A 13,030-nucleotide genomic window follows, 5' to 3' on the forward strand; every position below is an offset into this window, starting at 1 on the left:
TCTGTCCCAACCTGACGAAACGACCCTCGCCAATCACGTGATTGGCGAGGGTCGCAACGCGTGACTTCTAACTCAAATCCCGAACATCAGAACTCGGTTTCAAGCGAGATCCCGATGTTGCGCACGGACTTGAAGTTCCACTGCTGGATCGACGAGGCGATCCCGGCGTTCGCATCCCCGGCGTCGGGGTTGAGGAAAGCGGGAACACGCTTGTCGGTGCAGTTCTTGCAGAAAATGCGGAACGTCGTCGAACCGGCTTTCAGGCCGATGCTTGCGCCCAGTACATCGATCGGACCGACACGGGTGATTGCGGGTTCGCCAACTCGATAATTGAGCGCGGAGCGATGATAGAGGTTGCTCTCGATGAAATAGTCGAGGCTGTCTGTCAGCGCCCCTTCGTACATTGCCTGAATTGTACCGGCGAAACGAGGCGCGGTAGGCAGTTCGGTTCCCTTGGCATTGTAGGTGCCGTCGGCTCCGCAGGGAACCGATTGCCCCGGGTTGCACTGCGCCCCAAGGAAATCACCGAAGACGGCCTTCTGCAGGGTCGCCGAGCCATTGATCGACAGGCCCGGGAAAGGCTTGGCCAGGACCGTGAATTCCGCGCCCTTGGTCGTCAACGTCGCCGCATTCTGGATGATGAAGGTCTGGGCCACCGTGTCCAGAGACTGCACCTGGTAGTTGCTGAACTTGGTGTGGTACAGCCCGACGTTGAAGATGAGCTTCTTGTCGAACCAGCTCGTCTTGATGCCGGCCTCGAGGCTCTTTGCGTCTTCCGGCTCCACCAGCAGCTTCTGCCCCAACTGGGTAGCACGGTCATTGAAACCGGCGCCCTTACGTCCCTTGCCATAGGTCGTATAGACCATGATGTCCGGCGTAATGTTGTACTGTCCACCGAACTTCCAGCTGAAACTGGTGTGGTCGTAGCTTTCCTTGAACGAATCGGTGACGCCAAGGTTCACGAAATAGAGCGCCATCTGGTTCTGCACTGTATCGATCGACAGATGCTCATCAGTCACGCGCGCGCCTGCCAGAAGCTGCAGGGAGTCGGTGACTTTGTAGAACAATTGACCGAATCCGGCGAGGTTGCGCTCCTTGAGCGTATATGTTGAATCGCCACCGATGAAGTAATCGCGCGCCACGGGACAGTTCGCGGCCACTGTAGCGGCGGATCCGACGCAGAACGGGAAGCGCGAGATGAAGCCGGCCGGAAGGCCTGTGAACCCGGCAAGCTGCCCGGTGCTGTCAAGCTTCGAGGTCAGATAGTAGATGCCGAACTGACCGTTGAGGCGGCTCGTATCCGGAATGGCCACGCGAAGTTCATTGGAGAACTGGTCGTACTTGGACTTGCGCCAGTTGATGCTCAGCTGCTGAACGTCAGTGAGGTCGGTGTCGAGGGACTGGTCGCGCTTGGAGAAGCGCACTGCGGCAATGTTGCTGATTTCCCAGCCATTCGCCAGCTCATAGGCCACCTTTGCCTGCGCGCCGCCGCTCTTCTCGTCGCGATGGAAATCACCTTCGCCGGCATAATAGAAGTTCGTCTTGCTTGGCGTAATTCCCTCATCCTCGAGGATAGGCGCGACTCCGCTGCCCTCGCCCAGTTCGCGGAACGTCCTGTCGAAGGATCCGGCGATGCCGTGTCTTTCGTTGTAGTCGCCGATGACATAGATCGACCAGCCCTCACCGAATTCGGTAAGAAACTTGCCGCGGATCCCATAGGCGCGAAGATTCTCGTCGGCCGTTCCGCTACCGACGAAGACGCCGACCGGCTCCTGATAGGAATAGAACCCATCGAAGCGCAGGGCCGTCGTCTGCCCGACAGGAACATTGAGCACGCCCTTCATGTTCACGCCCATGCCATTGCCCGGTGTGGTATCGCGGGTTACGGCTTCGAAATCGACATTCCCGCCAAAATAGCCGAACTCCGGCTTCTTCGTGACGATGTTAAGCAGACCGGCCGAGGCGTTCTTGCCGAACAGCAAGCCCTGCGGGCCGGAAAGGACCTCGACACGGGCGACGTCATTGAACAGCGAACCGGCGCCGAAGCTGCGGCCGATGTTCACATCGTCGATCGAAGTCGCGACACTCGATTCCAGCGTATCGGAGAATGCAACGGTACCCACGCCGCGAATGGCGAACTGGTTGTCCGACCCGGACTGGAGGCTGGGGGCGGCAAGGGTAAGGTCACCCGCCTCGTTGATGTTGCGGGAATTCAGGGCGTCTTCGCCGACCACGGTCAGTGATACGGGGACGTCCTGCAGGCTTTCCGCACGGCGCTGGGCCGTCACGATGATTTCAGCACCGGCCGAAGCGCCTTCGGCGCCTTGCGCAAGAGCCGGAGCGGCACCGCATGCGTAAGCCATCGCTATGGCTGTACTGCAAGCGGACATAAGGATTCGGCGTTGACGGGTCATCTGGTTCACTCTCCCTGTTGCGACTTGCCTACGAGCGTCAGGCGCACGCGGCTTAGGTATTCAAGTACAGTGACGGCTGCTTAAGCGTAACTTTGAAATAAGAAAAATTATTTGTTTGTATCAGATAGTATAAATAATTTGGATTGCCCAGGCAGCCTGATTGGATCGCCCGGAAGCCCTTGAAACCTCGACTTTATTGCCGCCAGACACGGGTCTGCCCCGCTCCAGCCCAGGCAAAGGGTGGCGTCATGACCTCGTCGCCTCGGCTACCATGAGGTGCAAGGCAGTCTTCAGGGTTGGCCTTGCTTCCGAAACTGACTGAGCATGTACTGCAAATCGAATGTCGGCTTTCCGGGCTCGAAGCGACCCTCCAGAACTGCCGCAAGATAACGCGCAGCATTGCGGACGAACTCGTTGTCGTACTCGGCCGCGGCACTGACTTGCGGCAAGGCTACCTTTGCAACGTCGCCGATGTAGGTGAGGGCATTGACGGCATGAAGCCGAATCGCATCGTCTTCGCCGTGCGAAAGCAGCTTGCCAAGGATCGCTGCAGCCTCTTCGCCTTGCCCGACATGCGCGGCAGCCTCGGCAGCAATGCAGCGAACCTGCGCAGAGCTATCGCCGCGCATTGCCGCCAGGATTGCATCGGTCGCAGGAGCTGCGTTCTCGGCCAGAATCGAAAGCCCCATGGCGCCCCAGTAGCGGACCGCGTCATTGCTGTCCTCCAGCGCCAAAACGAAGTCCGGCAGATTCGCCGCGTCGCGCTGTGCTCCTCGAGCCGCCAGCGCCATCAACCGCTTGAGTGGATTTGCACCGGCCTTCCTGCTGGCAAGATAGCCCTCGTGCTGGCTGCCTTCCGGAATGAAGCCATTGTCGTTGATGGCAACCATGTGCGCGTCGAGAGCCTTCGACATTTGGGCAATCCGGTCGCGCAGCCCGGGCTCGTCGATACGATTGTCGACTTCGTCGGGATCCGCCTCCAGATCGTAGAATTCCTCGAACACGCGCGGCTCGAAAAAGCGGCTCTGCACTTTCGACAGATTACCTTCGAGCCAGGCCGCCTGCCATGCCTGATAGCCTTTCGCCATCCAGGCAAAGGCCTGATACTGCCCGTTTGGCCGATGTGGCATGTAGTTGCGAATGTAACGAAACCGACCGTCGGTGACAGTGCGAACCATGTCGTAGCGCTCATCCATGCGGTTGCGCATTCCGAAGGCCAGCGGCTTGGGCACCCCCATGTAATGACCCAGGAAAGCTCGCCCCTGCATGCTGGCGGGAGTTGGAATGCCTGCAAGCGAGAGCAGGGTCGGTGCAAGGTCGACGAAGCTGACGGGCGCGTCCACGCGCGATCCGGGACCCGCCGGGGCGAGGTGTCGCCACTTCTCCGGTACGTGCACGACAAGCGCGCAGCGAAGCCCTTCATCGAAGCAATAGCGCTTGGAGCGCGGCAGAACGCCGCCATTGTCCGAATAATAGAACACGATGGTGTCTTCGGAAAGGCCGGCAGCCTCCAGATCGGCAAGATGGGCGCCGACCTCAGCGTCCATCTTCTCCATCAGCCCGTAGTACTTTGCATAGTCCTCTCGGATTTCAGGCAAATCCGGCAGATAGGCGGGCAATCGTACAGCCCCGGGATCGACCCCCAGATCCTTGGCGCGGAAAAGCGAGGATTCGTGGGTCGTCATGGAATTGAACACGGCCAGGAAGGGCTGGCCTTCCGGCCGGTTCTTCCAATGCGCCTGCGGGCTGCTCTCGTCCCAGATGCGCGCAGGCTCGACGTCGCAGTTGTAGTCGGTCTTGACGTTGTTGGTGCAATAGTAGCCAGCCTGCCGCATGTATTCCGGATACGTGCGCAGTTCCGGCGGAAGATGCGCGTCGGCGCGCATGTGGTTTGCAGGCGCGCAGCTTTCCGCGTTCACACCGGTCAGAATGGTAAAGCGTGTGGGCGCGCAGACCGGAGCATTGGAATAGGCGTTGCGGTAGAGGATACCGTTGCGGGCTAGCCGGTCGATGTTGGGCGTCCTGGCAAGGTCGTCACCGTAGGCGCCAATGAAGGGATTGTTGTCCTCACTGACGATCCAGACGATGTTGGGCAGCTTCGTCTTTGCCGAAGCCGTGCCAGGTGTCGCGCAGGCCGATAGCGCCGCAGCCGTCCCCCCGGCAAGCATCTGTCGGCGGGTAGCCCTTGCCGCCATCAGTGTGCTCCCTTGGGGAAATAGGGCCGCCCTGCCTTGTCGGCCTCGAGCTTTTCCTCGGTGTCGGGGAACAGGCCGTTCATCCTGCTCGGCAGGTTCGGCTTGACGTACCAATCGGGCGGGAAGTCAGCCGCGCGCGTGCCATTGATGTCGCGATTGACGATGCCCGCGCTGGTCTTGCGCGTGTAGGGAACGACATGATCGCCCTTCCCGTTCGCAAGCTCATCGAACAGGGCATTGCGCAGCGCGACCTTCTCATCGAGATAGTCGGGATCGTTGATCAGATTGACTTTTTCCTCAGGATCCTTGCCGAGATCGTAGAGCTCCTCGATATCCCAGACGCCGTGGTACTGGATGTACTTGATCCGGTTGCGTTCGATCGCAAACGTCGTGGGCGTCTGCGGGAAACTCCACTCCCAGTAATACTCGTAAACGAAATCCCCCGGCTTCCACTCTGACGGCGCGGTCTTGCCCTCGGCCAGGGAGAGGAAGCTGCTGCCCTCCATCTGGCCCGGCTTGTCGACCCCCGCGAGATCGAGGAACGTGGGAGCAAGGTCCAGGTTGCGCACGAGCGCCGGGTTGGTAACATCCTGGGGAACAAGGCCCGGAGCCCAGACCACCATCGGCACACGCACCGAAGGTTCATAGGCATTGCGCTTGTCGATCAACCCGTGATCGCCGAAAAGAAAGCCGTTGTCCGAATAGAAGACGATCATCGTCTTCTTGTCGAGCTTGTTGGAGCGCAGATACTTGAGGATACGGCCAAGGCTGTCGTCGACGGATGAGAGCGTCTCATAGTAGCTGCGCACGACCTCCGTCAGGTCCACATTGGTGTGGTATGGAAAATCGGCGCCGTGCCAGCTGTTGCGCTGGTTCTGGACCCAGACCGGCTTGCCCTTCCGGTTCTCGGGCGTATCGGCCATGGTATCGGGCAGCTCGATCGGCAGATCGTCGTACTGGTGTTCGTGGCGCTTGGCCGGGACCGTATCGGAGTGGACTGCCTTGTGGCTAAGGTAAAGGAAGAAGGGCTTCGACTTGTCACGCCCGTTTTCCAGCCAATCCATGGCATAGTCAGTCAGCTCGTCGGTGATGTAGCCCTTGCGCTTGACCTCTGTGCCATCGACGTTGAGCATCTGGCGTTGGCCTGCGGCGATCTGCGCTGGGGATAGCTGATCGGTCGGCAGGTAGGTTCCTTGCCCCTTGAAGCTGACCCATCGGTTAAATCCGGGGCGCGGAGCGTCCGTGTCATTCCCCATGTGCCACTTGCCGAAGAAGCTGGTCTGGTAGCCCGCCTTCTGCAGGTAGCTGGGAAAGAAGATCAGGCCCTCTTCCGAGGAATTGTTATTGTCGATGACACGATGATTGCGCGCCGTCTGCCCGGTCAGGATCGTTGCGCGGCTGGGACTGCACAGCGACGAGGTGACAACCGCGTTCGGGAAATAGGTGCCATGTTTGGCAAGGTAGTCGATATTGGGCGTCTTCAGCCCGGGCGTGAGAAAGCCCATGGCATCGAAGCGCAGATCGTCGACAAGGACGAAGATCATGTTGGGATGCGTCGCTTCGTGTGTCGCTGTCGATGCAACCGGCGCTTCCCGGGCGGTAAGAGCGGTCGAGGCAAGCGGCAGGGTGGCGAAGGCCGCGCAGCCCGCCAGGGCAATACGCTTCAGCAGGTTGCCGGAACGGTTCATTGCTTGGTTTCCTTGTTGTTCGTCTCGCGCCCTGTGTCGAACTCGTCAGCGTAGACATCGTACTGGCGCATGTAGTCTGGCCCCTCGGTCAAGGTGACGCCGTAGCGCCGTGCCTCACTTTCCCACAGGGCCTTCAATTCGGCGAGCTTTTCCGGGTTGGTCGCGGACAAGTCCCTGGATTCGTTCGGGTCATTGTCCATATCGAACAGCCGCCATTCGTCGGTCTCGAACGGAGTGCCGAGGCGATGAACGGCAACTGCACGCCAGTGGCCGGCACGGATCGCGCGGTTGCCGCGCAGTTCGAAGTACTGGACCGGACGGGGCGACGGCGCCGAGGCCGAAGCCATTGTCGCGGTGATCGTGCGGCCCGCCAGGGGAATCTGGACCGCCTCCCCGTCAGGCACGGCAAAGCTCGCCCCGGCCAGCTGCGCAAGGGTGGGAGCGATGTCGATGTCGTCGACGGCCTGGTGCCGAATTGCGCCGGCCTCCAGATTACCGGCAGCCCAGCTGACGATAAGGGGCGCACGAACGCCGCCAAGATAGGGCCACGACTTGTATCGGCGATAGGGCGTTGCGCTGGCGATCGTCCATGGCACCTGCATGGCGATCTGTTCCCGTCCGATTGCGGGCATGCGATCGATCAGGGCATCAGGGTCTGCCGGCTCAGGCGGATAGAGGCGGCCGAAGGAACCGGTCTCGCCGCCTTCGGACGAAGGGCCATTGTCAGACAGGACGACGAAAAGTGTATTCTCGTATTCCCCGCGCTGCTTGAGGTCTTCCACCAGCCTGCCGAGTTGCGCATCGGCGTGCTCAAGGAAACCCGCATAAGTCGCCATGAAGCGGGCGTAGACCTGCCGTTCGTTGTCCGACAGTGAAGACCATTGTCGATCACGGGGATCATGTGGCGGCAGCTCGGTTTCCGGCGGCACCAGTCCCATGCGCTTCTGACGCGCAAGGCGTTCTTCCCGGATCGCATCCCAGCCACGCTCATAGACGCCTGCGTAACGATCGATCCACTCCTCGCGAACCTGGACAGGCGAATGCGTCGCGCCGAAGGCGAGATAGAGGAAGAACGGATCCTTTGCATCCAGCTTGTCTATCCGCGCAATCGCTTCATCCACGATCGCGGACGAGAAGTGATATCCGGGATCGTCCGGCTTGCCGATGTTGCGGTTGCCATCGATCAATTCGGGACGATACTGGTCCTGCCAGCCCCCGATGAAACCATAAAACTGATCGAACCCGCGTTGCAGCGGCCAGTTGGCGTTGTTTCCGGGTGCCCCGTCTTCCCAAGCAGGGCTCAGGTGCCACTTGCCTACACCCAGCGTGACATAGCCGGCATCCTTGAGGACCGCGGGCAGCAGCCGCGCGTTCTGTCGCAGGACGCCCGGCACATTCGCGCGCGGTGTTTTGCCGCCTGCAGTAAGGTCCAGCATGTTCATGGTATGGCTGTTGCGGCCAGAAAGCAGCGCTGCACGCGTCGGCGAGCAGATCGCCCGGGTATCGAAGTGCGAATAGCGCAGGCCAGAGGCTGCCAGCGCATCGATTGCCGGAGTGCGGATTTCGGCGCCAAAGCAGCCGAAATCGGAGAAACCGGTATCGTCGAGCACGACCAGAACGATGTTGGGCCGCTTGGCCCCCGCTGCAAGCGGAAGCGATGCACAGGCGGAGCTCAACGTGGAAGCGCCAAGCAGGAGGCCAAGCCTGGCGACGGCCTCGCGTCGATTCAGACGGTCCATCATGGTCAGTTCTTCTTGTAGTAGTGGAGAGGATAGAGTGGCCGTTCGCTGTCAGCGGGTGTGCCGGGGCGCTGTGCCTCGACCGCGTCCATTGAGGAGGGAAGCTCGAAGGGCAACGTGCCTTCGGCCTTTGTTCGCCCGGCGAGAACGTCAAACAGTGCGGCATCGCCAGCGCCAAAATCGGCGAGAAGCAGATTGGCCCTGCGCTTGAGCGGCGTCACGATGGCCGGCCGGTCCAGATAAATCGAAACGGCCAGCGGCAAGCCGGGCGGAAGCGCCTCGATCGCGGCAATGTCCGGATCGCCAGGCGCGAAGGCAAGACTGCCTTCATGCTGGATCGAGCCGAAGAAATATCCGGGATGAAGCATTTCGTGCGGCGCTGCCGTGCGCAACACCGCAAAGTCTGCCTTTGCAGGGTCTTCGACGACCTCGTACCCGGCAGCCCTGGCAGCGGCCGGATCGACATTATGCAGCCAGACCCGCCCGGAAGTTGTGCCCGCGATGCTGCCGTCATCCTCCAGTCGCACCATCACACGGCCCTGGGCCAGGCGCGCAGCCTGTCTGTCTTGCGAAGTTCCTGCGGTTCGTTCGGCCTCCGCCGGATCGACGAAAGGTGCCTCGAACAGACCCAGCCGGAAGCTCTGTCGCAGAATGCGGCCTACGGCTTCGTCGACCTGAGACGGAGTGACAAGGCCGGCGCGAATGGCTTCCAGCAGTGCCGCGGTATCCATTACGCCGCCGAACTGGTCCACCCCTGCCGAAACCGCCCGCGCAAAGCGCTCGGGACGGCTCAGGTCTTCCACGCCCCAGGCCGTCGACATGCCTTCGAAGCTGGGCCGCTCGCCCTTGGGAAAACCGTTGCGGCAGATCTCGCCGCAGTCCTCGGTCACGCCCCAGTCCGTCAGCACGACGCCGTCGAAACCGAAACGGGTGCGCAGCAGGTCATGGACCAGCACCTTGCTGTACGCGGCGCCGACCGGCTCTACAGCCTGCCCGTCGACCGTCAGTCCTTGCGCGATCGTATAGGCAGGCATCACTGCAGAGGGATGCACCGCAAATGCCGCCTCGAAGGGCCGGAGGTGATCGTTGAGTTCTGTTTCATCGATCGCAGCGAAACGTCCGTAGCGGTTATGCGCGTCCCAACCGTCCTTGGCCGCCCCATAGCCGACGAAGTGCTTGGCCACGGTTGCCAAGCCATCGCGGGTGGGACCGTCCGCGCTGCCCTGCAGGCCCTCTACCAGCGCTGCCGCAAGCGGCGCGGCGCTGGTCGCGCTTTCTCCCAGCGATCCGCTGATCCGCGCCCAGCGAGGCTCAGTGGCCAGGTCAAGCTGCGGGCCCAGGAGCATTGAAAAACCTGTCGCGCGCAGATCCCGGCGAACGGTTGAAGCGAACTGGCTGACAAGGGCCATATCGCCCAAACCGGCAAATCCGGTCGTATCGGGCCAGGCGCTGAAGCCGCCGCTTTGCACGCCGGCGCCAATGGTGCTGGCAATGTGATGTCGCGGATCGGTGGCGATGACGGCGGGAATGCCGAGCCGTCCCTTTTCCGCTGCGTCCTGTAACGTGTTGTTCGCTTCGGCCAGCTGCCCCAGCGGCAAGACCAGCATCGAATTGAAATGCGTGATGCCCTGGCCAACAACCAGGTGCGATACGGCGCCCATGGCATACCCGCTGGCCGGCTGCCCGAAAGGTGCGTTCGAAAAGGCATTGGCGAATACCATCTGCCCGGCCTTCTCCTCGATCGTCATGCGGGAGAGAAGATCGGCAGCGCGCTCATCCGGTGAAAGACGCCAGTCTTCATAAGCCGTGAGCGTCCCATTCCGATCGAGATCGCGGAATTGCAGGCCGTCCACCTCGATGACTGGAATCGACCGAGAGACGATGCGAGGCTGCGCTATCCGTTCCGCGCCAGCGAGTGGATGCCCGGCCACCGCCGCACAAGCTGAAAGGCTAACTGCCACGCTGCAGGAAATGGCCAAACTGGTAACGAAACGACGCAAGACTGTCCTCTCCCGATCCTACGGGAGACTGGATCTCCCATTTTTATCGCGCATTATCCCAGGCGGCGGGCCGACCGCGCAAGATGGATCAGGAATTCATACCGGCCATATCCAATTTTCCAAACGCATAGTTGTGATGAGTTTGGATCAAGAATGGTTATAGTTAGGCAACCGGACCGGATGGCCTCTCGCCCGTTGCCTGGAATTGCAATTCGGCCAGAAGCCAACGAATCCCGGCATCGTCGACGCGCGTGGCATGAATCTGCGCCACTTCCTCCATTGGCGGCAGTGCAATCGGCAATGGCTGGATCACGAGCGGATGCGATTCCACGAAGACTTCCGCCAGTCGGCGCTGGACAACCGCAATCCGGTCCGTGCCTGCAAGGACCTGTCCCAGAGCACTGAAGCTTGTGATGAACACCTCCAGGCGTCTCTTCTGGCGGTAGGGCTGGAGATGCCTTTCGGCAAATGTCAGCTCCTGGTGCGGGCCCACGCTCACCGTTACCTGCTTGGCGCTGCAGAACCGGTCGATGTCCGGGGGCGTAGCCATGACGGGATTCTCAGCCGCGCCCAGGATGACATGAGTATCGTGAAACAGCAGCGTCACCGGATGCCGCTCATCGAGGAACTGCGCGGGGCTGATGATCACATCGATGTCACCGCTATCGAGCCTCTCGCCAATGCCGACACCGGGCGGGATGATTTCAAACTCAAGGCCGGGAGCCTCAACCAGCAAGCGACGCAACATCGGCGCGATAACGACCATCAACACATAGTCGGACGCCCCGATCCTGAACCGCCGCCGCGATGTGGCAGGTTCGAACTGGTGCGTGGCCGACGTCAACTGCTCTGCCTTGCCAAGCATTTCCCTGACCGTCGGACGTAAGCTGGCCGAAAAGGCAGTGGGAACCATTTGTCGTCCGACCGGAATGAGAAGCTCGTCATGGAAATATTCGCGCAGCCGGGACAGCGCAGCGCTGACCGCAGGCTGGCTGAGGTTGAGCTTGCGGGCGGCACGTGACACGCTGCGCTCGTCCAGCAGGATATCGAGAACGTGGATGAGATTCAGGTCGAGTCCGCGAAAACGCATACTGAAAGGCCTCGAAAGCGAGTGGAACGGCCGACCATATCTATCCAGATACGTTATGACTCACAATTGCCAATGTAAATTTTTGTTTATCCAAATTCCCGTCTAGGCATTACTCTCCGGGAGAAGGAACAGCAAAACGGATGACACCGCATCGCAATGCGCAGGCCGCTGCGCGGCTCTTCAAGACACCAATCCAGCGTTGGACCAGCAAGATCCGCCTCTTCGCCTGCAGCGGCGCGGTCGGCATGATGGCCCTTTCCGCGGCCGACGTTGGCAACGCCGCCACACTCACCGCTGCCGCGCGCGGCTGGCACGGCACTGCCGGCTCCGCGGTTGATGCCCCGACAGTCCATACCACTTCTGACCAACCCCAGCAGCACAAGCGCCAGAACGTCCTGCTGATCATCTCGGACGATCTGGCAGCGCGCATCGGCCCCTACCAAGCCGATGTCCGCACGCCCAATCTCGACCGCCTGGCCTCTCAAGGGGTAACCTTCGATCGGGCCTATTCACAGTTTCCATGGTGCGCGCCAAGCCGAGCCTCGTTCCTGACCGGAACCCGGCCCGATACGACTGGCGTCTATAACCTGTGGACGCCCTTCCGCAGAAAGCTGCCGGACATCGCGACCCTGCCCCAGTATTTCCGCCAGAACGGCTACTTCTCCGGCAGGGTTGGCAAGGTATTTCACCAGGGCGTGCCGGGCGACATCGGGACGAGCGGTCCTGACGACCCACAATCGTGGGACATGGTCGTCAATCCCAGCGGCCGAGACCGCGATGCGGAAAACGGCAGACTGAACGATCTCACTCCCGGCATTCCATATGGCTCTGCACTGACCTATCTCGCCGATGACGGCGAGGACGAAGAGCAGACCGATGGCAAGGTCGCCAGCGAAGCGATCCGGATGATCGAACAGCACAAGGACGATCCCTTCTTCATTGCCGTGGGCTTCTATCGACCGCACGTGCCCGAAGTGGTGCCCAAGAAGTATTTCGACCTCTACCCGCTCGACAGGATCAAGCTGGCATACGAAACTCCGGAAACGCTCGCGCAGGTATTACCAGCCAGCAAGGCCTGGACCCCCGACAATTTCGGCATGACCGAAACCGAGCAGCGGGAGATCATCCGCGCCTATCTTGCCGCAACCAGCTTCGTCGATGCCCAGGTCGGCCGCGTACTCGACGCGGTAGACCGGATGGGGCTTGCCGACGACACGATCGTTGTCTTCATGAGCGATCATGGCTTCCTGCTCGGCGAGCATGGGCAATGGATGAAGAACATCCTCTTCGAGGAATCTGCTCAGGTACCGCTCATCATCCGGGTCCCCGGCACGAAGAACGCAGGCGAGCATTCACCGCGCACCGTCGAACTGCTCGACATCTATCCGACGCTCACCCAGATGGCTGGCTTGCCGCATTACAACCGCAATCAGGGAACCAGCCTGGCCGAGCTACTCGCGGATCCCGACAGCCCCTCCTGGGCCAAGCCGGCGCTGTCACAGGTCAACGGCGGGCGCAGTGTCCGGACCGAACGCTGGCGCTATACGGAATGGGAGCAAGGCAAGGACGGCAGGGAACTCTACGACCACGCGGCGGATCCGCTTGAACATCGCAACCTTGCGGACGATCCGCGCTACGCGCAAGTCGTGTCGCTCCTGCGCGCAATGCTGCCTCCCGGCCCGGTTGAAAAGCGCATGGGCAGCATCGGCTACGATGCCGCTCGCGACTGCTTGCTCAAGCCGTTGGGACCACGCCCGGACAAGGCGGACATCGACAAACCCGGCGTCCAACGCCCGTGCGACATGATCGATCCGTGATCCCCTGACGCGAAGCTGCATAGCCCGGGACAAAGCATGGGGGGCACTTCAACGACCATCGCGGCCGGCCGACAAGCCAGATAAAAA

7 protein-coding genes are annotated in these 13,030 nt (G+C 61.1%); 1 reads left to right on the forward strand and 6 read right to left on the reverse strand.

All coding sequences use genetic code 11. The features are described 5' to 3' along the window. Positions 1-86: 86 nt before the first annotated feature. The 6 genes from JI59_RS21035 to JI59_RS21060 all read right to left on the reverse strand — a co-directional run bounded on the left by JI59_RS21035 (position 87) and on the right by JI59_RS21060 (position 11,126). A complete protein-coding gene (locus JI59_RS21035; protein WP_007014349.1) occupies positions 87-2,363 on the reverse strand; it encodes a TonB-dependent receptor in 2,277 nt (758 codons plus the stop codon). 341 nt (positions 2,364-2,704) lie between these two features. Next, positions 2,705-4,609 (reverse strand): sulfatase-like hydrolase/transferase, encoded by a 1,905-nt coding sequence (locus JI59_RS21040; protein WP_039857916.1) that lies wholly within the window; start codon positions 4,607-4,609, stop codon positions 2,705-2,707. After that, positions 4,609-6,297 (reverse strand): sulfatase family protein, encoded by a 1,689-nt coding sequence (locus JI59_RS21045; protein WP_007014347.1) that lies wholly within the window; start codon positions 6,295-6,297, stop codon positions 4,609-4,611. Before JI59_RS21045 ends, JI59_RS21040 begins: the two co-directional genes overlap by 1 nt. Next, entirely contained in the window at positions 6,294-8,039 is a 1,746-nt protein-coding gene (locus tag JI59_RS21050) for a sulfatase family protein (protein ID WP_007014346.1), read from the reverse strand. The genes JI59_RS21045 and JI59_RS21050 overlap by 4 nt, the downstream gene beginning before the upstream one ends. A gap of 2 nt (positions 8,040-8,041) precedes the next feature. Further along, complete coding sequence (locus JI59_RS21055; protein WP_007014345.1) at positions 8,042-9,967, reverse strand: glycoside hydrolase family 3 protein; 1,926 nt, start codon at positions 9,965-9,967, stop codon at positions 8,042-8,044. Between the two features lie 232 nt (positions 9,968-10,199). Beyond that, positions 10,200-11,126 carry a LysR family transcriptional regulator gene (locus tag JI59_RS21060; RefSeq protein WP_007014344.1) on the reverse strand — a complete coding sequence of 309 codons (927 nt, stop codon included), beginning with the start codon at positions 11,124-11,126 and terminating at the stop codon, positions 10,200-10,202. A gap of 140 nt (positions 11,127-11,266) precedes the next feature. On the opposite strand from JI59_RS21060, the gene JI59_RS21065 reads away from it, so the two are divergent. After that, positions 11,267-12,943, forward strand: a complete 1,677-nt coding sequence (locus tag JI59_RS21065; protein WP_007014343.1) for a sulfatase — start codon at positions 11,267-11,269, stop codon at positions 12,941-12,943. Positions 12,944-13,030 lie beyond the last annotated feature (87 nt).

This window comes from Novosphingobium pentaromativorans US6-1 (genome assembly GCF_000767465.1).
GTDB classification, from domain to species: Bacteria; Pseudomonadota; Alphaproteobacteria; order Sphingomonadales; family Sphingomonadaceae; genus Novosphingobium; species Novosphingobium pentaromativorans.

Excerpts from the sequence above, each read along its gene's own strand:
- JI59_RS21035 (WP_007014349.1), bottom strand. The coding sequence starts at position 2,363 with ATGGCTTACGCATGCGGTGCCGCTCCGGCTCTTGCGCAAGGCGCCGAA.
- JI59_RS21040 (WP_039857916.1), bottom strand. The coding sequence starts at position 4,609 with ATGGCGGCAAGGGCTACCCGCCGACAGATGCTTGCCGGGGGGACGGCT.
- JI59_RS21045 (WP_007014347.1), bottom strand. The coding sequence starts at position 6,297 with ATGAACCGTTCCGGCAACCTGCTGAAGCGTATTGCCCTGGCGGGCTGC.
- JI59_RS21050 (WP_007014346.1), bottom strand. The coding sequence starts at position 8,039 with ATGATGGACCGTCTGAATCGACGCGAGGCCGTCGCCAGGCTTGGCCTC.
- JI59_RS21060 (WP_007014344.1), bottom strand. The coding sequence starts at position 11,126 with ATGCGTTTTCGCGGACTCGACCTGAATCTCATCCACGTTCTCGATATC.
- JI59_RS21065 (WP_007014343.1), top strand. The coding sequence starts at position 11,267 with ATGACACCGCATCGCAATGCGCAGGCCGCTGCGCGGCTCTTCAAGACA.